This is a genomic window from Deltaproteobacteria bacterium HGW-Deltaproteobacteria-6, from assembly GCA_002840435.1.
Classification (GTDB): Bacteria; Desulfobacterota; Syntrophia; order Syntrophales; family Smithellaceae; genus UBA8904.
The window spans coordinates 684656-707434 of sequence record PHAT01000001.1; the positions used below are offsets into that span (position 1 = coordinate 684656).

23 protein-coding genes are annotated in these 22779 nt (G+C 45.2%); 3 read left to right on the plus strand and 20 right to left on the minus strand.

The genetic code is table 11. The annotated features are described in order from the left end of the window. Positions 1-19: 19 nt before the first annotated feature. The 14 genes from CVU71_03145 to CVU71_03210 form a co-directional block, all read right to left on the minus strand. A complete protein-coding gene (locus CVU71_03145) occupies positions 20-727 on the minus strand; it encodes a flagellar hook capping protein (protein PKN20790.1) in 708 nt (235 codons plus the stop codon). Beyond that, entirely contained in the window at positions 694-2520 is a 1827-nt protein-coding gene (locus tag CVU71_03150) for a hypothetical protein (protein PKN20791.1), read from the minus strand. The genes CVU71_03145 and CVU71_03150 overlap by 34 nt, the downstream gene beginning before the upstream one ends. A 265-nt stretch (positions 2521-2785) precedes the next feature. Further along, the gene (locus tag CVU71_03155) at positions 2786-3424 is read right to left on the minus strand and encodes a hypothetical protein (GenBank protein PKN20792.1); all 639 of its coding nucleotides are present in this window, start codon (positions 3422-3424) and stop codon (positions 2786-2788) included. Further along, positions 3421-3861, minus strand: coding sequence for a flagellar export protein FliJ (gene fliJ / locus CVU71_03160; GenBank protein ID PKN20793.1), 441 nt, complete (start codon positions 3859-3861; stop codon positions 3421-3423). Before fliJ ends, CVU71_03155 begins: the two co-directional genes overlap by 4 nt. A gap of 5 nt (positions 3862-3866) precedes the next feature. Further along, the gene (fliI, locus tag CVU71_03165) at positions 3867-5192 is read right to left on the minus strand and encodes a flagellar protein export ATPase FliI (protein PKN20794.1); all 1326 of its coding nucleotides are present in this window, start codon (positions 5190-5192) and stop codon (positions 3867-3869) included. A gap of 19 nt (positions 5193-5211) precedes the next feature. Continuing rightward, complete coding sequence (locus CVU71_03170) at positions 5212-5901, minus strand: hypothetical protein (GenBank protein ID PKN20795.1); 690 nt, start codon at positions 5899-5901, stop codon at positions 5212-5214. Continuing rightward, complete coding sequence (fliG, locus tag CVU71_03175) at positions 5879-6871, minus strand: flagellar motor switch protein FliG (GenBank protein PKN20796.1); 993 nt, start codon at positions 6869-6871, stop codon at positions 5879-5881. Before fliG ends, CVU71_03170 begins: the two co-directional genes overlap by 23 nt. 38 nt (positions 6872-6909) lie before the next feature. Then, positions 6910-8448, minus strand: coding sequence for a flagellar M-ring protein FliF (gene fliF / locus CVU71_03180; protein PKN20797.1), 1539 nt, complete (start codon positions 8446-8448; stop codon positions 6910-6912). Between the two features lie 29 nt (positions 8449-8477). After that, entirely contained in the window at positions 8478-8783 is a 306-nt protein-coding gene (locus CVU71_03185) for a flagellar hook-basal body complex protein FliE (protein ID PKN21050.1), read from the minus strand. A 39-nt stretch (positions 8784-8822) separates the two neighbouring features. Beyond that, positions 8823-9248: a flagellar basal body rod protein FlgC gene (gene flgC / locus CVU71_03190; protein ID PKN20798.1), complete on the minus strand. Its 426-nt coding sequence runs from the start codon at positions 9246-9248 to the stop codon at positions 8823-8825. Beyond that, positions 9249-9629 (minus strand): flagellar basal body rod protein FlgB, encoded by a 381-nt coding sequence (gene flgB / locus CVU71_03195; protein PKN20799.1) that lies wholly within the window; start codon positions 9627-9629, stop codon positions 9249-9251. A 48-nt stretch (positions 9630-9677) separates the two neighbouring features. After that, entirely contained in the window at positions 9678-11087 is a 1410-nt protein-coding gene (locus CVU71_03200) for a sigma-54-dependent Fis family transcriptional regulator (GenBank protein PKN20800.1), read from the minus strand. Continuing rightward, complete coding sequence (locus tag CVU71_03205; protein PKN20801.1) at positions 11088-12323, minus strand: hypothetical protein; 1236 nt, start codon at positions 12321-12323, stop codon at positions 11088-11090. Between the two features lie 18 nt (positions 12324-12341). Beyond that, on the minus strand, positions 12342-15092 hold the full coding sequence (locus tag CVU71_03210; protein ID PKN20802.1) for a hypothetical protein: 2751 nt from the start codon (positions 15090-15092) through the stop codon (positions 12342-12344). Between the two features lie 309 nt (positions 15093-15401). On the opposite strand from CVU71_03210, the gene CVU71_03215 reads away from it, so the two are divergent. From CVU71_03215 to CVU71_03225, 3 genes are read left to right on the plus strand one after another with little or no spacing between them, the layout of a single operon-like run. Then, positions 15402-15947 carry a hypothetical protein gene (locus CVU71_03215; protein ID PKN20803.1) on the plus strand — a complete coding sequence of 182 codons (546 nt, stop codon included), beginning with the start codon at positions 15402-15404 and terminating at the stop codon, positions 15945-15947. Between the two features lie 12 nt (positions 15948-15959). Next, complete coding sequence (gene motA, locus CVU71_03220) at positions 15960-16820, plus strand: flagellar motor stator protein MotA (GenBank protein PKN20804.1); 861 nt, start codon at positions 15960-15962, stop codon at positions 16818-16820. A 37-nt stretch (positions 16821-16857) separates the two neighbouring features. Then, positions 16858-17682 carry a chemotaxis protein gene (locus CVU71_03225; GenBank protein PKN20805.1) on the plus strand — a complete coding sequence of 275 codons (825 nt, stop codon included), beginning with the start codon at positions 16858-16860 and terminating at the stop codon, positions 17680-17682. 1 nt (position 17683) lies between these two features. On the opposite strand, the gene CVU71_03230 is transcribed toward CVU71_03225, so the two are convergent. Genes CVU71_03230 through CVU71_03255 form a run of 6 tightly spaced genes read right to left on the minus strand, consistent with a single transcriptional unit; the run spans position 17684 to position 22776 of the window. Then, the gene (locus CVU71_03230) at positions 17684-18145 is read right to left on the minus strand and encodes a chemotaxis protein CheX (GenBank protein ID PKN21051.1); all 462 of its coding nucleotides are present in this window, start codon (positions 18143-18145) and stop codon (positions 17684-17686) included. Between the two features lie 39 nt (positions 18146-18184). Next, positions 18185-18574, minus strand: coding sequence for a response regulator (locus tag CVU71_03235; GenBank protein PKN20806.1), 390 nt, complete (start codon positions 18572-18574; stop codon positions 18185-18187). Positions 18575-18625: 51 nt separating this feature from the next. After that, positions 18626-20842: a chemotaxis protein CheA gene (locus CVU71_03240; GenBank protein PKN20807.1), complete on the minus strand. Its 2217-nt coding sequence runs from the start codon at positions 20840-20842 to the stop codon at positions 18626-18628. Positions 20843-20844: 2 nt separating this feature from the next. Next, positions 20845-21876: a chemotaxis response regulator protein-glutamate methylesterase gene (locus CVU71_03245; protein PKN20808.1), complete on the minus strand. Its 1032-nt coding sequence runs from the start codon at positions 21874-21876 to the stop codon at positions 20845-20847. Between the two features lie 59 nt (positions 21877-21935). Beyond that, positions 21936-22394 (minus strand): hypothetical protein, encoded by a 459-nt coding sequence (locus CVU71_03250; GenBank protein ID PKN20809.1) that lies wholly within the window; start codon positions 22392-22394, stop codon positions 21936-21938. Next, complete coding sequence (locus tag CVU71_03255; GenBank protein PKN20810.1) at positions 22345-22776, minus strand: response regulator; 432 nt, start codon at positions 22774-22776, stop codon at positions 22345-22347. The genes CVU71_03250 and CVU71_03255 overlap by 50 nt, the downstream gene beginning before the upstream one ends. Positions 22777-22779: the final 3 nt, after the last annotated feature.

Genomic DNA, 22779 nt, shown 5'->3' on the forward strand with positions numbered 1-22779 from the left:
TCCTCCTCTATCCTGAATATTAAATTGTTGTTTTATTAATCGTTGCAACATCCGAAAATGCCACTTGCTGTCCGTTGATCGTCAAGTAGGATTTCCCGTCTTTAAAAGAGACTCCCGTTATCTGGCCGGAAATCATTTTATTGACCGTCACCTCGGCGCCGCTGCGATCTACGGCACTGACTTCATACGTATAATTTCCCGGGCTCTGGCTGCCGGAATTCCAGATTGTGCTTTGGAGCCCTGTTTTTTGTGAACCTATCTTCACGGAATCCACCAATGCGCCATTGCTGTTGTATATCTTGACGGTGCCGCTTTGAATATCGGAAGGCAGCTGGTAAGTTATTTTTGTCGAAGAACCGCTGACCGTAATGACGTTTCCAGCAGCCGTCGCTTCACTGCCGATGAGATTGGCCATTTGTGCATTGCTGAAACTGCCGAGGTAGGTCGGCAAAGTACTCATGACATCATTGAGATTCTGCAGCTGCTCCAGAGAAGAAAATTGCGCGAGTTGAGCCACAAAGGCCGTACCATCCATGGGATTGAGAGGATCCTGATTTTGCAGCTGGGCAATCATCATTTTCATGAATGAATCCTTGCCCAGTGTATTTTTTGACGTGCTTTTCGCACTGGTTGCGGTTGCCGTTGCGGCGTTTATTGCATTTGTTACGGTTGTGGTCATTATCTTACTCCTTCCTAAGCAAATATACTGATGTTTCCCGAACGCCATGTGGCCTGATTCACCGGCGTGGCAATGGGCGTCACGGTTGTCCGGTCTGTCCGGGTATTTGGATTATATGTTTCTCCTGCTTCATTATGCTGTTTGGTTGACTGCTCCTGATGAAATGCCTGCTGATTGAAGCCTTGCTGATACTGCTCGCGACGATCCTGCATCATTACATCACAACGTTCTATGGTCAGCCCCTGACTTTGCAAAGACCCTTTCAGTGAATCGAGATTTCCGGAAAGTATTTTCTGGACATCCTGATTGTCAGCAGTCAACATAACCTTGACTGCGCCGTTTCGAACCATAACATCCATCTCCAGGGTTCCGAGAGAAGGAGGAGCCAGGGTGATTTTTATCCGGCCCCCCTCACTGGCCAGACTTTCATTAAACGCAGCCGCCACACGATTAATAATCTGAGCGGGTGAAATATCACTCGTCGCAGTTTTCTCCGCACTGACGCCGGACAAATTCAATGAGTTTAGAGAACTCATGTCGATATTTTTTTCGGTTGAAGCCGTTTTGCTTCTAAACTCCGTTTTAAATTTATCGATTACACCGGTGGATTCAGGCATTGCAGCAGTTACTTTACCGGTATTTTTTTGCGTTTCATTAACGACTGCGGATGCCTGTTTTTCGGCAAGAGAGGCTTCCGCTCGAATGGAGAGTTTTTTCCTGACATCCTCTCCTGTCTGATTTTGAATATTTTGAGGGATCGGATTCTCCTCTTCTGTTTTCATGTTATCAGAAATGTTCAGAAGGTTTTTATTTTCCTGAACCGCTGCAGCACCGGGGTTTACTTTAGCGCTCTCATTCTCTCCGGGCGCCTTTCCCGCTGCAGATATTATTTCTTCCGGATTTTTAAATTTTATTGTTTTATCGTTTTTTTCGCTAACCGCCTTTTTATGCACATCCGCATACTCATTTTGATTATTTTCGCGCTTATCCGTATCGAATGTTTTGCCTGGCTGGTCTTCCCGTAACAGTTGACGACCGGCGTCGCTATTGGTTTGAGGTAATGAATTTTCCTGGATGACTTTTGGTATGGGTGCTTTATCCGGTCTTTCGACCGATACACTCTCTTCTGCTGTTTCATGAACAGACATTGCGCCTGTCTGTATTTCTTTCAATGAAACCGATTGACCCTGGAGCGGAGTCTCGTCTGACTTACTCTTCGTCTTCAATTCACCGGTCATATCCGGCTGTATTGTTTTCGCGTCAGCAGTCAATGCTGCTGCTTTTGAGATTAGAATTCCTTTTTCGTTTTCAACCATAGCCAGTGTTGTCTGATCCGGATTGCCGTCAATCTCTTCTTTTAAAATACCGGTTATTCCTCCTGCCGCAAGCCACGCAGTAATTGATTCTTCAGAAATATCATTTTCGGCTGCAACAGGTTCTTCCATTTTCCCGAAATTAGCCAATAAGGCCAAACCCGATATAATTTCACCTGAAGATGCCTCATCCTCCTTCAGTAGTTTTTCCAATGCTGCGGACAGCTCCTGATTTGCCATTAACTCCGTTTGGCTTCCCTGGCTGTCCGGTTGCATCAGGGCAGCCAATTTCTGCTGCAGAACCTGCAAAAAAACGTTCCCGTCTTCAGCGCTATTACCTAAGGCATCTGCTTTATCCTCTTTGGCCGCCGACTTATCCAAACCGGCTTTCTTGACCATTTGCAGCAGCTTGCCAATATTAATTTCCGGTTTCACGTCAGCAGTTGTTCCAACAGAAATATCCATACTGTCCTCACGTCTATTTTTATACTCATGAGAGCAAGAGATATGCCAGCGCATGGACTCCATTTTTTGCTTATATTTACAAGTAGTTATAAATTTATGTTTTTAGATTTGGCTGTTGATCGGGAAAAATGTTCCTATTGCACAGGGCAAAGAATGTAGGGGAAGAAGGTTCAACACCTGAAGGTGGCATGCGGTTCACGGTTCACGGTTCAGGGTTCAACGGTTAAAAGAAATTATGGATTTCTACGAAATTCCATAAAAAAAGGCCAAGCAACCTATAGTGCCTGGCCTCTGCCGCATACCACCGTCAGGTGGTGAACCTTCTTTTTTACAACCCGCCGCTGCGTGTGATTTCTTTCGTAATTTCCACAGCCTTTTGCGGACTGATATAAGCCCATAGCGCTCCGGCCTTGTCTTTTTTCATATTCATCGTGATTCCCGCGGCTGTTTTTGTATCGAGTTTCTCCATCATGGGGCCTGCTTTGGCCGGCGGTGTAGCATCATAAACTTTGGCCATTTCCTTGTATCGTTTGACATCTTCTTCCCGGGCAGAGTCCAGCTGAGTCGCAAGTTTTTCCTCCTGAGCTTTCAGGATGGCCATTTTTTCCGTGATATCCTTGCGCATCGCAATCAATCTTTGTTCATCTGCCCGTAAAGCGTTTTCCCTGTTATCGAGTTCACTCTTTTTTGCGGCCAGCGCCTGGGCTAAATCTCTTTGCTGAAACAAGATGTCTTCCATGGCATCTTTTACCACCGGTGGATTAGTCAATACGGTTGCTGCTTTCTTATTCACCGAAGGATTGGATGAGCCCTTTTCCGAAGCCGTTTTGGATTGTGCCAGCGCCGAACTTGTCATGGTGGTATCCGTTGATATATTGAACATTTGCAAAACACCAAAATACGATACCACCTTGATGAGAATCAAAACCGCAATAAATATCTGAGCAACAATTATGATCTTTTTCATGTATCTCTCCTGCCAAATTTCAGCACGGACATTTCGTCCGATATTTTTTGTTCCAATTCGTTAAGATTTTTTCGATATTCTTCGGCATGCTTGTCTTTCAAGTTTTCCATGACCTTTCTGTTTTTTACCGCTTCCATTAATTCCTGTCTTTTCTTCTCCACTTTTTCTTCGGCCTGATGAATAATATTTTTTCTTTCTTTTTCTTTTAACCGGATATTCTCAATATAAGTGACCAGCGCCGTAATATCTTCAACCCGGATCATCGCATTCTGCATGCTTCGTAAATCGTTCATTAATTCATTTCGTTCAACGATCAATGCTTTTAATGCCGCCTCCTGCTCCGCCAGGTAACGCTTCAGGTCTGAAAACTCATTGAGGATTTTTTCCTCTATATTCAGCCGGTATTCAAGAACAGACTGCAGTTTAAATTTAAACATATTCTTTATTCTTTAAACAACTCCAGCAACTGCTTTTTCGCCTGCACAAAATCAATCTTCTCATCAATATTCTGACGTAAATATGCATTGACTTTTTCCACCATCCGGATGGCGTAATCGATGCCCGGATTTGATCCGCTGACATAAGCGCCGATGTTGATGATGTCTTCCGCCTTTTTATGCGTGGCAATGATATTCATCAGATCGTTGGCTTTTGTTTTCTGGTCGGCATCCACAATATCAATCATGACGCGGCTGATGCTTTGCAGGACATCAATTGCCGGATAATGGTTCTTATTGGCCAGAGCGCGCGAAAGCGATATATGACCGTCAAGAATGGAACGCGCCGCATCCGATATCGGCTCATTGAAATCATCGCCCTCGACTAAAATAGTGTAGAGACCGGTGATGCTGCCTACCCCTTCAACGATGCCGGATCTCTCCAGAAGTTTCGGCAACAGGCTGAAGACGGAGGGCGTATAACCTTTTGTTGTCGGGGGTTCGCCCACGGAAAGACCGACTTCTCTTTGCGCCATGGCAAAACGGGTCAGCGAATCGACCATCAAGAGGACATCGTTCCCCTGATCGCGGAAATATTCCGAAACTGCCGTGGCCACATACGCTGCTCTCATACGAATAAGGGGATGCATATCCGATGCCGCGACGACAACAACGGACCGTGCCAGACCTTCCTCGCCCAGATTTTTTTCCAGAAACTCCCGAACTTCCCTGCCCCGCTCTCCAATCAAGCCGATGACATTGACGTCGGCTTTGGTATTGCGCGCGATCATACCCATCAGAACGCTCTTGCCAACACCCGATCCGGCGAATATCCCCATTCTCTGTCCCTTCCCGCAGGTGAAGAGGCCGTTTAACGCCCTGATTCCCAAATCCATGGGGTCTTTTATCCGTCCCCGATCCAGGGGGTTGATGGGTTCCGCGTAGATAGGGTATTCGTCTTCGAAATGGATGGGCCCTTTGTTGTCGATGGGATTTCCCAGCCCGTTAATCACCCGGCCCAAGAGTCCCTTTCCCACACCGATGCCGGCCTTGTGGCTCATGGACAGGATTTTACATCCGGGCCCCAGGCCCTGAATACTTTCCAGCGGCATTAAAAGCACCCGGCCGTTTTTAAAACCGACAACTTCAGCTTCAACCGGTTTGTCACTGTTTAACGGTATGATACCGCAGACTTCACCAATGGATGCGGCAGGTCCATTGCCCTGCACCATCAAACCGATGATTTCACTCACCTTGCCGTTTACCCGAATCGGATTTATCCTGTTTAAAATATTTTCATACCTGGAGAGATCGATGACCGGTTCGTTCATCATTTTTTACCTGAAACGATTATTTTATGTGCAGCAAGGCTGTCTTGATTTCCTTCAGTTGATTTTCCAGACGTGCATCAACTTCGCCAAACATGGTTTCCACAACAGCGCCGCCTCTTTTGACGGAGGAATCTTCTTCAAATACCATATTGCGAATCCCTTCGAAGGACTGAAGAAAATCTTTTTTCACTTCCATCATATAACGGAAATCCTGCGGGTTGAGGTGGATTTTCATACCATCCGTCTCCGCAATATTTTTCAGCGCCCCCTTCAGAACTTCCAGAATGATTTCCTTGCGAGTCGAGACTTCCTGTTGAAGGATTTTTTCGGCAATGGCTATGGCCAGTTTGACCATTTGCTCTTCGCCTTTTTGCAGGATATCTTTTTTGATTTGCGGAATTGTCTTCGTTGCCGTCGTCAGAACGTCCAACTTCGCCGCAACATTTTTATCCTGAGATTTTAAACCTTCCGCATATCCTTTTCCATACGCATCCTGCTGGAGCTTCTTGATATGGCTTTCCGTGACCTGAACCATCTTTTCCTCAGGCGCCTGCTCTTTATGCAGTCCTGAACCTGCAGGGGGTTTCCCTTTTTGATTGCCGGTTGCTGAAGTATTTTTCACAGCACCGGAAAGAGGAACAGCTTTGCCGGAATTGACGATTTCATCAGCCTTGATCACGTTCCGCTTATACGAATCCATCCTTTTCATCACCACGCAGAATGACAATCCTGCCTTCCGATTCTAGTTTTTTCGTTGTTTCGACAATTTTCCGCTGACTGGTTTCAACTTCCGAAATCCGGATCGGGGGCATGAGCGAAATCTCTTCACGAAGCATTTCGGCTCCGCGTTTGGACATGTTTTTGAATATCTTTTCGCGCTGACCTTCATCAACCATTTTCAGTGCGCGGGACAGGTCTTCGGCACTGACATCTTTCATCAATTCCTGTAATGATTTGTCGTCGAGTTTCAAAACATCTTCAAAGCTGAACATGAAGTTACGGATTTGCGAGGCCAATTCCGGATCGGAATCCTCCAGAGATGTCATAATGGCATTTTCCGTCGAACGGTTCATCCGGTTTAATATATCGGCAATGACCTGCACGCCGCCCATTTGCATATCCGATGAATTTCCGATGATCAGTTCTTTTTCCAGCGTTTTGGCTACTTCGTCGATAAACTCGCGGGGAACACTCTTGAGGGTCGCCATACGTTTGGTAATTTCATACTGAATAGCCGGTGAAAAATGTTCCAGAACTTCCGCAGCCTTTTCCGGCTTTAAATGCACTAAAATTAGCGCGATGGTTTGGGGATGTTCCGTCCGGGTAAATTCCGCCATGACCTTGGGATCAATCTCATGAAGCTTTTCAATAATTGGATTATCAAAAGAAGAACTGTCGACCTCGCCGATAATGGTCTGTGCGTCTTTTTCACCCAATGCTTTGATCATCAGATTTTTCGATGCACCGTCGCGGACGCTGATCATTCCGCCTTGTTCCTTGGCCATGGTGCAGAATTCCTTTGCAACCGCACTAACGGTTTCCGCTGGAATGTTGGATACTCTTCCCATTTGCTTGCCTAAACGGCGAATTTCGGACGGCCGTAAATTTTTCATCACACTGGCCGCCAGATCTTCATCCAAGGATAAAAGCAATATGGCTGCTTTTTCTTCTCCTGTCATTTTTTCCTCAATAAATTGTGATTACGTCGTCCGTAGAATTATTTTATCCAGTTTCGCAGAATGTCTGCAAATTGTTTGGCATCGGCCCGCGCCATTTCTTTGGTCATTTCGGCTTCCGTCATGATCTGGTCACTCCCGGTTGGGTGCATAATCTCTGCCGCCTGGCGCGCATATTCAGCCGCCGCTCCTCCGGCCGGAAGAGGCGCTTGGGCCATGGGGCGGACCGGAGCACCGCTCATCACACTCTTGAGTAACGGACGAAGAACAAACAAGACAATGAAAGCTATCAGTCCAAAAATACCGATATATTTCAAGACCGGAGAGAAAGTTTCAATATTTTCCTTTAATGTGGCAGATTCCGATTCTTCAGCTTCGACTCTCCTGAAAGGCATATTGGTCACAACGACCTGATCTCCGCGTTGTGTGTTAATACCGGCTGACTTGCGCACAAGGTCTTCCAAAGATTCAATTTCATTTTTGGTGAGCGCCTGATAAACCTCTTCATTTTTTTCATTTTTCTTGTATTTACCGTCCACCAGAACGGCGATCGAAAGCTTTTTGGTTTCGCCCACCGGCATTACTGTTTTGCTGACAACTTTATTGATTTCATAATTGATGATTTCGTCGAGTTTTTCCTTTTTCGGATTATCGGAAACAGCTCCCGCAGTTGTCACTGCGTTTTCCTTTTCCGAGTTCCTTTGGGTGCTGCGAACAACCTGCGCTTCGGGGTTATAGCTTTCCTCCGTTTTCTCCATAATGCGAAAATCGAGCTCTGCCGTCACCCGGACAGCGGCTTTTCCCTGTCCTACAACATTTTCCAGCATGCTTTGGATGCGCGCCGCCAAGTCTTTTTCCATATTCCGCTGATAATCGCTTTGCTGTGCAGTCAGTTTGGAAAGTTTGTTGTCGTTTTGTTTAACGGAAAGGATGGCACCACGCGAATCAACGACCATCACGTCTTCCGGATTCATCCCTTCGATAGAACTGGCCACCAGGTGAACAATGCCGTCAATTTGCGCCGGGCGAAGGCCTTTGCCCGATTTCAGCCGTAACGTGACCGAGGCGGTCGGTTTTTTTTGTTGTTCTGTAAAAATAGAATCTTTGGGAAGAGCAATATGCACACGACTGGATTGAATTTCATCCAGCCCGTTAATTGTCCGGGATAACTCGCCCTGCAAGGCGCGACGGTAATTGAGCTGTTGTTCGAATTCCGTCGCCCCCAGTGTTTTATTGTCGAATATTTCAAAGCCGACGCCGCCACCCTGCGGCAGTCCCGCAGCAGCAAGCTCCAGACGCAATTCCGACACTTTTTCTGCCGGCACTGAAATAGCGCCGCCCGATGAAGATACTTTATAGGGAATTTTCTTTTCGCTCAGCTTGCTGACGATATGTCCGGCGTCTTCGCTGGACAGATTTGAAAAGAGCACTCGGTATTCTATCTGCGTCGTCAGATAAACCAGTAATACAATGCTGGCTGCCGTAACCAGCAAAACCATGATAATGGATATTTTTTTACCCGAGCTTAACGCGTCGAAACCGCTCCAGAACTTTGATAATGATTGAAAAATTGAATCCATAATGTCATCCCGTTAATTAAAAGGGTAACTTAAACCTGCATCCGCATGACTTCCTGATAGGCGTCAAGAATCTTGTTGCGAACCTGCATCATGACCTGGAAAGAAATTCCGGCTTTTTCCAACGCGATCATTGCGTCATGTATGGACCCTGCATCCTCCAGTTGCACGTTGGCAATGGCTTTATCCGCATCATTTTGCAGGTTATTGATATCCTGAATGGCATCTTTCAGGACCGCACCGAATGACGTGCCTTCCGTCGATTTGTCGCTTTCGGCTTTTTTCGGTTCAATGCCTCCAAGCGGTCTGAGCGGGTCGACGCTGCTGCGAATAAACATATCTTCTGTCATAACTTTGACTCCATCCAATACTTAATATTATTTACCGATATCCATGGCTTTCATCGCCATGTTCTTTGTTGCGTCAATAACCGTCGCATTGGCTTCATAAGCGCGGGCGGCGGTGATCATTTCCGTCATTTCCACCATCAGACTGACATTGGGCAGCGTCACAAAACCATCTTTATTCGCATCGGGATGCGCGGGGTCATAAATGGTTTTTAATCCTTCCCTGTCTTCTGTAATCTTATCCACTTTTACTGCGTTTAGAGCTTTTTTTAAATTCGAATCAAAGTCTTTTTCCAACGGATCTGCAGCAAACGACATAATCTTTCTTTTATAAGGGCCGCCTTCCGGCGTACTGGTGCTCATCACGTTAGCAATGTTGCTGGATACCACATCCATTTTTTTCCGCTGCGCGGAAAGTCCACTGCCTGCAATTTTAAATGCTGTAAAATCTTCCATTTACTTCGCCTCCGTCAACACGTTTTTAATGCCTCTGAATTTACGCGCCAGAAGTTCTGCAGTAAAATTGTACATTAAATTATTTTCTGCAAGGTTGGCCATCTCGTGATCAAGATCAACCTTATCGTCAGAAGTTACCTGTTTGAAATCATTTTTGGAAATTTCGTCCCGGGTGTTAGGAAAATGTTTCTCATGGGTTTGATTCAGTTTGATCCTGACATCCATGGCATTTTTAAGGTCTTCTTTAAAAACCAGGTCGGTCGGCTTGTAATCCGGAGTATCCAAGTTTGCGATATTAGAAGCAATGTGCTTATTGCGATCCGAACGGTAACCCAACAGGGTACCCAGCATATTAAAGGTTTTTCCGAATAATGGCTCCATGTCCTAATCCTTCCAGCTATTTAATAAGCAAATCGCATACCAGACTGATCAGTCATCAGTGTTAACATCTTTTATTCCATATTCATTTAATTTATTGCGCATCGTACGGACACTAATGCCCAATATTTTTGACGCTTTTGTTTTATTCCAGTTTACTTTATTTAATGTGTCAAATATCATGTTTTTTTCCATTTCATACAAAGTACTGCTTTTATCATCGTCAATATTCTGACTAAGCTTCTCTTCATGCTCTTGCGGTATCGCTTGTCGATTTGTCGTCCCTCCATCTTTTTCTAAAAACAGATTGGACGGCATGATCTGATCGTTTTGACAAATTAAGACGGCCCTCTCGATAACATTTTCCAGTTCCCGGACATTGCCCGGCCAGGAATAAGCCATAAGCGATGATTTGGCCTCAGCGGTCAAGATCGGTTCTTTCTTTTCATTGACTTCACTGTATTTTTTTATGAAATGTTCCGCAAGGATAATAATGTCGCCGTTTCTTTCTCTGAGCGGCGGCACAATCACCGGAATCACGTTTAATCGATAATACAGGTCACTGCGAAACGTCTTCTGCAGAATACGGTTTTGCAGATCGGCATTGGTAGTGGCAATGATCCGCACATCAACCGCTACCGGCATTTTGCCGCCCAGCCGGTCAACTTCCGATTCTTGAATAACTCTGAGCAGTTTTGCCTGTAGCTGAATATCCATTTCCGATATTTCATCCAACAGAAGCGTCCCGCCGTCGGCCAGTTCAAATTTGCCGATTTTTTTTACTGTTGCGCCGGTAAACGCTCCTTTTTCATAACCAAACATCTCGCTTTCCAGAAGCTGGGCGGGGATGGCTGCACAATTTACGGCAACAAAAGGCATCTGCCGGCGATTGCTGTGACGATAGACAAAGCGAGCAAATAGTTCCTTCCCCGTACCGCTTTCCCCCTGGATGAGGACACTGGATTTACTTTTAGCAATACTTTTGAGCATATCCAAAAGTCCCAGAATTTTTGTATCCTGCGTGATAATTTCCTTATGGGGATAAATGTTCCCCTCTGTTTCTTCTTCATTTTTATCCGATTTTAATTGAACATTGGCCGCCAGCACGTTTTTGACGGCAAACTCCAGATCATCAAGTGAAAAAGGCTTCATGATAAACTCGGAAGCGCCCTCTTTCATTGCCTCGACAGCTGTATTGACCGTCCCATATGCCGTAATCAGGATTACGGGTGTCTCCGGTGATATCCTTTTGACTCCTCTCAGCACATCCATACCGCTCATTTTAGGCATGCGCATGTCTGTGACGACACCGGCAAACCGGCCGTTCTTGAATTTGACCAGGGCGTCCGCGCCATTTTCGGCAGTTTCCACTTCATAACCGCAACTGCTCAAAGACTCATAGAGTGCCATTCTCATGGATGAATCATCATCGACAATCAACAATCTTTCCGCATTTGGCATTTAGACATTCTCCATTGCTGTTTCAGCATCCTGCACGGCAGGTAAACTGACATTAACGATCATACCACCTTCGGCCGCATTCTCTACGAATATCGAACCATTGTGCTCACTGATAATGTTGTGAACAATAGCCAGTCCCAGGCCTGAACCGCCTTCTTTTGTGCTGAAGAAAGGATCAAATATTCTGGTAATGTCGCTAGCGGGGATTCCTGGTCCGGCATCTTGAAAAATAATCTCGACAATTTTCTCGCTGGTTTCGAGAAAACTCTTGGGAGCAAGTTTTGTCACAATAATCAATTTCCCGCCATCCGGCATAGCCTGCTGCGCGTTAAGAATGATGTTGAGGAATACTTGTTTGATCATTTCGGCATCGGCAAAAATCAGGATATCGTCCTCCGCCAGATGAACTAAAACCTCAACACCCGCCTGTTCGATGATCTGTTCGGAAAAATCAATAACGTCTTTCAGGATTTGATGCAACCGGATTACTTTCATTTGCGGCGAGGGTCTGCGGGTAAATAAAAGAAGATTGGATATTTTATTATCTACATTCTTCACAGAGGAAATGATCTGCAAAACGCGTTCCCGGTCTTTCGCTTCCGCCAGATTCTTTAAAAGTAAAGAAGCAAATAATTCGATGCTGCCCAGAGGGTTGCGCACTTCATGAGCAATGTTTGCGGCCATTTCACCCATGGCGGCGAATTTTTCGGTTCGTTTCGCCATCTCTTCAAGTTTTTCAATTCGCGTCATATCACGCAGAATAAAGACATTGCCGATTACCGAGCCTGCAGGCGATTTAAAAGGAGAACAGAAGATTTCGAGCGTTCGCCCGTTTATTTTGACTTTATGACCTGATTCTCCCTTGAAATATTCAGACAAATTGATCGTCTGCCAGTCGCTGACAGGCATCGATTCAAATAAAATACTGATATGCCGCCCGCTTACATCCGACTGCCGGACATCCGTAAAAGCTTCGGCACATGAATTAAGCGTCTGAATCCGCCCTTCCAGGTCGGTCACGATTACGCCGTTGATCAGACTTTCCAGAATATTCTGTAAATAATTCTTCGTTTGTTCTTTTTCCTCGATCGTTTTCAAAAGCTCGGCATTCTTATCTTCAAGCTCCTGATTGAGAGACGCGAATCTTTCTTCCAGACGCGCATAAGCTCGTTCCAGTTCAGCGGTTGCTTTATTAAAGCTTTCAAATGTTTTCTGTAGTAAAGATAGATCCTGCATTCTGTTATCCTGTCGCCATCATTTTTTTACGGTATTGCCGTATTTTTCCCACCACTTGGAATCGGCTATATAAAAATCAACCGCCTTTGTCCAGAAACCTTCCGGTCCTGAGGCAACTTTCATTTGTGCGAATATATTTTGCGCCTGATCAGTTTTATTCATTTTTAAGTAGATTTCCCCCATAAGAAATTGTGACCATAACTTTAATTCCTTATCCGTTGTAGAGGCCAGAGCTTTATTGTACATATCAAGCCCGCCTGCCAGATTGTTGCTTTTCAAATACAAATCTCCGATTTCTTTGTAAGTGATCCCCGTGCTGGCCTTTTTCTGTTTTTCCTCGTTCAGATATTTGGCGGCCGTCAGATAATTTTGCAGGGCCTGAGCATTGTCCTTTCGCTCATTAAGCGAACGCGCATAATTGGCATAAATCAGCCCCGGATCGGAAAGTTCATGGCCGGATCGTAAAACGGCAGCATAATTGGCAACAGCCTGATCATATTCCTGTTTGCGATAAGCGATCTCAGCAAGATATTTTTGTATCTCCGTCATCATTTTGCTTTTTTTAACGGATGTTTTTGCAGCCAGTACGTTGAGGTTCTTTTGAGCATCATCATATTTCCCCTGAATGATCAGGCCTTCAGCAATATCCATCGACACCTTATTCCTGATATTTTCATCTCCTGCAACATTCAGATAGCGGGTCAGGATACTCAAATAGTCATCCGTAAAACCGAGTTCTTTCAAGCTGAGCGCTATTTTATTGACTTGAGGGTACTCATCTGCCTGCAAGGCGACAGCGCCGTAAGATTTGAAATAGACATAAGCTACGGCAAGATAATCTTTCCTGGCATAATATTCATCAATAAGCGCGCTCGATGCGGTTTTCAATCCTTGTGCGGCATCGGCAACTTTTTTACTTTGCGGATATTGACGGAGAAAATCGAGATAAACATCAGCCGCCCTTCGCCCCTGTCCTTTTTTAACCAGAGTGGCTGCTTTTTGCAGCATGGCTTCTTCGCCAATATCCCCTGTGGCATTTTTCATGATTAATGTATCATAAGTATCCATCGGATCTCTATAATAATGGATATGATTTAAAAAACGAAATACTTTAATACCCGGCTTCTCAACACCCATGGACGCCATGGCCAGCATACTTTCATTAGCCTCTTTTGTGTCGGGGTATTTTTCAATCACCCGGTCATAAACAGCCAGAGCCGGTGATAATTGGCCGGACTGCCGATAGGCGGAGGCGAGCAGCATCAATACTTCTTTTATTTTTTCATCATTAGGATAAAGATTTGCATAGGCGGAAAATGCATTGATGGCTTCGTCGAAACGTCTTAAGGATATCTTATGAAATCCGTAATCCAGTACGAGTTCTTTAGGCATTGCCGCTATGCTCGGCCATTTTTTCTGTGCTTCGCGAAACCAGACTTCGGCATTTGCGGATTGTTTTGCTTTATAAAAAGAGTGAGCAATTAAATAAAAAGATTTCTTGGCATTCACCCCTCCGCGATATTTCATCAGATAGCGGATCAAAGACTCTGAAGCCTGACTATACTTTCCGTCCGTGTAATAGATTTGACCGATATTAAAATAGGCCTCCGGTGCATAAGGCGAGTCCGGATATTTAGCAATCAGATTTTGATATTGTCTGGTCGCCTCCGGATAGTATTTGATATGCTCATATGTTTTAGCCAACCGGTAATAGGTTAAAGCGTTTTCTTTTCGCGGATCCGGGAAATTTGCAAGCGTGTTCTTATAAAATTCCGCAGCAATCAACATGTTTTCCTTGCTTCCTTCTTTGCCCAGCCAGTAATGGCAATCCGCCATGTGACGCAGGGCCCGTTGCCCCCATTCCTTGCCTGTATCATTGCGTGAAATGAATTCTTTAAACGTGGTCAGGGCCTGATTATATTTCTTTTCTTTCAATTCATCCAGTGCCTTGTTGTACAGAGCCGATTCCGAGCGGGGTTCCATAATATCTTTTTCATCGGGCTCTTTAAAGACCTCATCCTTTGATTTCTCGGCATCCACCAATTTGGGCGGCGGCGGCATTAATTTTTCATTTCCCATGATGAGCGCCTTAAAAGCTTCTTTTTTTTGAGGCGCCGTCTTTTTTGCTTCATCACCAGTCTGTTGACGATTCGAAGCTGCCTTGAAAGTTTCTTTTTTACTGAATTGCTTTTGTTTTGATTCCGGCCGTGCCGTCTCTTGCCCCGTTTCTGCCTTATAATACCCCGCGTCGATGGCTTCCTGTTCAGATCGAAATAATATTCGGTGATATGTTTTGACTTTATTGTAAAAAGGCATGCCCGGCAAATGATAACGTTTGGATGTTTTATTGCCGACAACCACCACAGACGAAGAGGAGGAGCGTGTTCGGTCTGGTTCTTTTAAACGCACCGCTTTTACCGCAGTCTCGGATTTTATCCGGGGGAGGAGATGGATGAAAACCTTGTCTATTTGATTTTTACGTTTCATTTCCTCCGCGGCTGCGGCAGCTTTTTGCCTGGTTTCGTATTTTCCTGAATATACGCGATACCACTTACCACTTCCCGGAACATCGGCTTCACTCACGAATGCAGCAAAGCCTTGTGAACGCAGTTTACTCAGGTCGATTTCTGCCTGGTCAAGTGTTTTGTATGACGCTAAATGAATGGAATATATTGCAGCACTGACCGGACCGGCCCAGATCATGGTCAGGCAACACGATATCATGAATAAAAATATTTCTTTAATAAAAGTGTCTTTCTTACATCCCATTTTCACGTCTCTTCAAAAGAAAAAAACATTTTTTTATTAAGAATAGCAATTTACATACCATAAGATTTCTCCAATGTTTTCTTGCACAAATATTAAAAAAAACAGGAAAGACATCTCCTGATCTGTTATTATTCTGTCAAATAGCCAGCTTTGCAGTCAAGATATTGACACGAGTACCGATATATAACCTGATAGGGCAGAGAATGCCGGCGGAGTTGCTGTATTTACAGGATGTGTAATAATTTTAAATGTGGCACCTGACTTGCATTATTTAACGAAAATTATCACTTTTTTTCCCAGGGAGCAACGATGAGTGACATGAATACGGACCGGGACGGCACTGACGACAAAAGAGAATATTCAAGAGTTGATGCCCATATACCCTTTGAATATAAGCTGATTAAGCTTGAGCAGAGAGACGCGGTCCGTTCTCGATTAGCGGGTGAATCAATTCTTGCGGAGTATAAGTCATTGCCGAATCCTGATGATCAATTAATGGCACAATGGCTTCAATCCATTAATTCCAAGCTTGACGAAATTATCCGCATGATGACTCTTCATCAAGACGGGTTTAACCGTCTGAATATTACGAAAGTAAACATCAGCGGCGGTGGAATGAGCTTTAACACGCATGAATCTTTTGCAACGGGTGATGTTCTGGAAATAAAAGTCCTGCTCGGCATGCAAAAAACGATTGCGCTCTTTTTATATGGTGAAGTTGTGGAAGTTTCCAAACCTCATCCGGACTATAACTTATCCGTCCAATTCATCAATATTGACGATTTCATCCGTGACGAAATTACTCGCTTCGTCTTTGAAACGGAAAGGGAAATCCTGCGGGAAAGAAGGAGGTAAATCCCTTAACTCATGATTCCTATTATCGGTTTTGTCATTGTTACGGTTTGCGTCATTGGCGGCTATCTTCTCGAAGGCGGGAATCTTTCCGTTATTTTTCAGCCTGTTGAACTGATGATTATCGGTGGCGCGGCGCTCGGCGGTTTTTTCGTTGCCTCACCTATGAAAGTGATCAAGGCAACCGGGGCTTCTGTTGCCCGTATTTTCACGAACAAACCTTATGCCAAAAAAGATTATATTGAAGTTCTCCTGATGATCAACGGCATATTTTATAAAATCCGTCAGCAAGGGCTTGTGTCCATCGAATCGGACGTAGATGATCCTGTGCAAAGTCCGCTTTTTTCCCCGTACCCCCAGATTTTAAAAAATCATGCAGTCATCAGTCTGATCACGGACACGCTGCGTACGGTTATGACCACCACTATTGCACCCCATGAACTGGAAGCCCTCATTGATCAGGAATTGGAAGCTTATCACGAAGAAGCCCTGGCTCCCGCTCACAGCGTCGCTACTGTAGCCGACGGTTTGCCGGGACTGGGCATTGTCGCCGCCGTTATGGGGGTTGTTCTCACCATGGGCAAGATCAAGGAGCCGCCCGAAGTCCTGGGGGCCAGCATCGGCGCGGCGCTGGTCGGAACGTTTACCGGCGTTTTGCTGTGTTATGGTTACGTCGGCCCGATGGCGAAAAATATGGAGTTTATCGCCAACGAAGATTTGCAATACCTTAATGTGGTCAAAGTGGCGCTCCTGGCTTTCATCGGCGGCGGCGCTGCGCCGAAAGTAGCTGTGGAATTCGGCCGGCGTGTTATACCGGCTGAGGCAAAACCATCTTTTATTGAAATGGAAGACGCGCTGCGTGCGGCCAAAAAATAAGATTGATATTCATTTTCCAGAGGAAATGATCACCTGAATGGAAGAACGTCATCAGCAAATCATCATTAAGAAGGTAAAGAAGAAACAGGCCGGAGGCGCGCATGGCGGATCCTGGAAAGTCGCCTATGCCGATTTTGTCACAGCCATGATGGCCTTCTTTCTTCTGCTGTGGCTGCTCAGCATGGTTTCCGACGTAAAAAGAGCGGCACTTTCAGAATATTTCCGCCATTACAGTGTATTTCAGGAGAGCGGTTCATCGGCCATAAAAACCAAAGATTCAAACGTAACCGATCCAAGATTTGTAAATGATGTCGGCAACGAATCCCTCAAAGCGCCTTATAGTAACGCCCGCGGAAAAGGTGAAACGGAATTCAGAAAGAAAATCAAAAAAAATGTCACCGTCAATGATGAAGAAATTGTGAAAAAAATTCGCACGTCGATTGATGATAAAATGGCGGGAATCAGAGACCAAATCCTTGTGGACGTGATTGAAGGCGGTATACGAATCCAGGTTATCGATACGGAGGGGTCGATGATGTTTCCGCTGGGATCAGATAAGCCGACCCCGAAAGCCAGAGAAATCCTGAAACTGGTTGCCGATAATATTAATGAAATACCGGGGAAAGTAGTGGTGGAAGGTCATACAGATTCCGCGCCTTTTAAAGGCGGGCAAATTACCAACTGGGAGTTGTCTACTGCCCGTGCTTCCGCCGCCCGGCGTGTTCTGGAAGAAAGCGGTACGCCGTCTAATCGCATTGCCCGTGTTGTCGGTTATGCCGATCAGGAATTGCTGCTGCCGCTGGACTCCCGCGATCAGCGCAACCGCCGGATCAGCGTCATCGTCCTCCAATCGAAAGAGTGAACTATTCCGACAGGCACACATCCACAACAAACGTCCCTTCATCAATTTCAAAGGGAATAATCAAACTCGGCCCGCCCATCACATGAGAAATGGAGTGATTCTTTCCTGAAACAACCGTAGGAATGGCCGCCTGAATGTAAAAACCTTCCGCTTCCAGATTTTTCCGTGCAACACCGGAAATCATATTCGTAATTTCGCCTACGGCGTCCTTGATATCACTATTCATCGTTGTAATATTTTCTCCCAGCATATTGGAGACAATTTTAAAAATCGCCCCTTCACTAAAGCTAAGAGCCAGCGAACCGGTGGCCGATCCGGTCAGTCCGATAATGCCCGAGATGTCTCCTTTGGCCAGATTATCCATTTTCAGATATGGCTTTCCCGCGCGTGGTTCGACAAACGCCATAGTTTTTAATACGTTGGTGGTTCCTTCTAAAAAAGGATTAATAAATTTAACGTTCATATATTCCCCTTCTTGGTTGTTTCCCAGCATAATCGTTGATTACTTATTAATGCTTTCCATGATTTTTTTTATTTTTTCATTGAGCACTTCAGCCGTAAAAGGTTTAACAATATAATTATTGACGCCCGCCTTGACCGCTGCAACCACGTTGTCCTGAAGCGCCTCTGCCGTTACCATAAGAAATGGCGTTTTGGCCAGTTCCTCGTCTGCACGCACGGCTTTGAGTAATTCCAAACCCGTCATGTTCGGCATATTCCAGTCGGAGACAATCACATCAATTTTCTGTGACTTGAGCGCTTTGAGCGCCATAACGCCGTCTTCCGCTTCCACAATATCTTCATATCCGACCTGTTTCAAGAGATTGCGAACCACTTTTCTCATGGTAGCAAAATCATCAACGATCAAAACCTTAATATTCTTTTCATTCATATATTACCTCACTAAATTTATTTATCAATTTCACTGAATCTTAGAATTCAGTTAACGTTCCTGAGCCAGCTCAAACAACCCTTCCGTATCAATAATTAAGCCAATGCGGCCATTACCCAGAATTGCGCCGCCGGCTAATCCCTTGATATTTTTTAACCCTTCCCCGAGGCCCTTGACTACGACTTCCGCCTTGCCGATAATTTTGTCGACCATTAAACACCTTGATCCGCTTTCACTATCGACAACAACAACAATAGCATCCCAGGGTTCCTTATGCTCCGGCTCAATATCAAATAAATCATACATGCGAATCAGAGGCATCAGTTGTCCCATCGCGTTTATCATTTCACCGCGGCCTACCACACTGGTGTAACTTGCACGCGTCGGGCGCAAAGCCTGGCGGATGGATATCGTGGGGAGGATATAGCTTTCGGTACCCACTTTTACAATCATGCCGTCAATAATGGCCAGTGTCAGGGGGAAGCGCGTAATGAAGGTTGTTCCTTCACCGATCGTACTTTCGATTTCTATTTTACCGCGCAGTTTTTCCACGGCACGCTTGACGACATCCATACCGACACCGCGCCCGGATACGTCTGTTACTTTTGCCGCAGTGGATAAACCCGGCATAAAAATAAGCTTGAAGATTTCCTGATCACTGAGGTTTTCATCCGTCTGGATGATGCCTGATTTAATGGCCTTGTTAATAATTTTTTGTTTGTCCAGTCCTTTACCGTCATCGGCAATTTCTATCACGATGTTTCCGCCGCGATGATAAGCCTTCAGGGTAATCATTCCTTTTTCTGATTTCCCCGCTTTGATTCTATCTTCCGTCGTTTCCAGACCATGATCTACTGAATTCCGGATCATGTGCACCAGCGGATTATAGATTTCATCAACCATGTTGCGATCGATTTCCGTATCTTCACCCACCAGTTCCACTGAAACATTTTTCCCCGCATTCTTGGCCAAATCCCGAACCAAACGGGACATGCGCTGAAACGTCTGCTTGATGGGAATCATTCTCAGACTGGTGGATACACGCTGCAAGGCTGAGGTAATCCGGAAAAACTGAGAAATATCCCGGGTCAGTCTTTTGTCGGCATTAACCTGATTTTTCAGATCCTGGGAAATCATCGACTGGGTAATCACCAGTTCGCCGACCATATCAATTAAATCATCCAGTTTATTGGTATCCACGCGGATCGTGGTTAAATCCGTGACCTGATCAACCTGTTTGCGCAATGCCTGTGATACCTGTTTGGGTTTGACGATGCCTTCTTCAATGAGAGTCTGACCGATTTTTTTATCCGGTGATGATGCATTTGCTTTCAGCGTCTGTTCCAGTTTTTCCTTGGAAATAATACCGTCATCCACCAGAATATCGCCGATTTTTTTACTGCCGGCTTCCGTATCAAAACCTTGCTCGATTCTGTGGATTCTGGTTGTCAGCGCGGGAATATCCAAATCAGCCGGCTCCTCTGTTTTCCCCTCCAGAACGTCCCGGAGTTGTCCAATTAATGTTTTCAGGACATCCGCACCATCCAGGACGACATCAATTAAAGGGGGCGTAACGGATATTTCACCATTACGGGTTTTGTCCAAAAGGCTTTCCAGATTGTGCGCCAGAGAACGGATTTTTTCCAGATTTAGAAAACTGGCTACCCCCTTGATGGAATGGAAAGGACGAAAAATGGCGTTAATATAATCTTTGTTTTCCGGTTCATTTTCCAGATTAAGAATATTGATTTCAATCTCTTCGATATATTCCAGGCCTTCAGCAATGAAGTCACGGGTAAGCGATTCATCCTGTATCTCGATTTTATCGCTGCTTTCCGGTTTATTTTCACTGGCCGCCTCCCTGATCTGATCCGGTTGATTTTCCGAATCATTGGAAACACTTGCCACACTGGCCACACCGGCCAGCGCACTGCTTTTGACAAGAAATTCCTGGATATTGCCGTCGTACTTACCCGTATTATTGTAGCTGTCGGCGATCTCCTGCATCAGGTGAATTCCGCTCTCCAACAGGCTTGCAGCCGTGTCTTTGTCGTCAATTCCGCCTAAAATGGTTTTTTCCAGGATCTGGGTCAGGCTGGACGCACAACTTCTTATGGGAGTGATTTTGAGTTTTTTCGCCTCATCCATAATCAGTTCAAGATGATTAAGCAACTTGCCTGCCATTGGAATATCCACATCTTTGGTATCCATAAAAAGATATTCCTGGGCCAATGTGTTTAAAAGTTTAATCAAATTTTCATAATCCATAATCACACCATTTTAACTATTTCTGAAGCGATCTTTTCGATTGAAACCACTTTATCCGCCGCGCCCAGTTTTATGGCTTCTTTGGGCATGCCAAACACAACACAGGATTTCTCGTCCTGCGCAATGGTACTTGCTCCCGCATTTTTCATTTCCAGCAATCCTTCCGCACCATCTGATCCCATCCCGGTCAATATGACGCCGATTGCGTTTGCCCCGGCATATTTTGCTGTTGACTTAAACAGGACATCGACCGCGGGACGCTGATGATGAACCATGGGGCCGGTTTTAACTTCCACATAATATCTTGCCCCGCTTCTTCTGAGAATCATATGAAAATTACCGGGCGCAAGAAGAGCTGTCCCCGGTGTAACTGAATCATTATCCTGGGCTTCTTTAACCGATATTTGAGAAAGGTCGTTGAGTCTGGCCGCAAATGCCGTTGTAAAATTGGCCGGCATATGCTGAACGATAACAATCCCCGGAGAATTAGGGGGCATTTTGGTTAAAACATTTTTCAGAGCTTCCGTTCCTCCCGTAGAAGCGCCGATCGCAATTACCTTGTTGGACGTTTGAGCCAGCGCACGAATGGGCTCCGCCGTTGCGGCGTCTTCTTGAACCGTTTCATCCCTTTTTGTAATTCTGACCCTGGACGCCGCCCGGATCTTATCCGCCAGTTGAGCCGACATATCACCAACGCTATAAGCCGTGCTGGGCTTGGCAATCACATCAACAGCCCCGATATCCATGGCTTCCAAAGTCAATTTTCCCCCCTGGGGAGTCAGAGAACTGACAATGATCGCCGGAATCGGATAGTACTTCATCAGTTTTCTCAGAAATGTCAGACCATCCATGCGCGGCATTTCAATATCCAGGGTAATAACGTCCGGCTTCAGGTTGACGATCTTTTCCCGGGCAATATAGGGATCCGGCGCCACACCAATCACCTGGATATCAGGATATTTCGAAAGCTCTTCCGAAAATACTTTCCTGACGATCGCGGAGTCATCAACAACGAGTACCTTTATTTTGTTCACTTTGCCGTCCTTCTCAGCATGGAGGAACCTGCCCTCTTTCAGTTTTGATGAATCGCGCTTTATTTCTGCTCGGTTTCCAGATTCATGGAAATGCCCAGATACTGGTCATCCGAATCAAATGTCAAATTCAAGATCGCATTACTATCTTTATCTTCATTGAATTTACCTGTTTTCCCCTCATACTCGGGAATCGATAAATCAAAGACCTGTGCTGAATCCAGTTTATTGAGAAAACTTCCGGCGATCATGTTCAATGCTTCTTTGGCGCAATCTTCCAGGGTTTTATCCGTTATATCCTTCGGCGCAAGACCAAGCATGTTTTGCACCATAAGGGACGCCACCCCCCTGGATAAATACGTCTTGATTTCTCCTTTGATTGGCCCGCTGAATTTAATGGATGTCACCATGTCATACTGGATATCTTCATCAAAAGGTTCAAGAAAAACAAAAAACATTTTTTCGAACACTTCAAAAATCGAGTTCATCAGCAGTTCTTGAATCTTCTTCGTATTGGCCATCTTTCCCGACTCCTATGACTTCGTAAAGAACCTTTTTGATTTCTTCCGGCAAAAAGGGTTTCTTGATAAAACCTTTCGCCCCGCGGGCAAAAGCTTCCTTCATTCGCTGATCAGAGCCTTCCGTCGTGATCATGATCACCGGGATTTCTTTCAAGGTCTCGTTTTTTGCCAATAGTTCAAGAAATTCGAGACCATTGACTTCCGGCATGTTTATATCGGAAATGATCACATCCACCCAGTTGTGGGCAAGCAGCTCCATAGCCTCTCTTCCATTTTCCGCTTCCAGGCAGTTATCCATCTGAAACCCGGATATGGTTACAATTTTTTTAATAACCGCCCGAATAGAATTGGAATCATCCACGATTAAAACATTAAATGACATAAT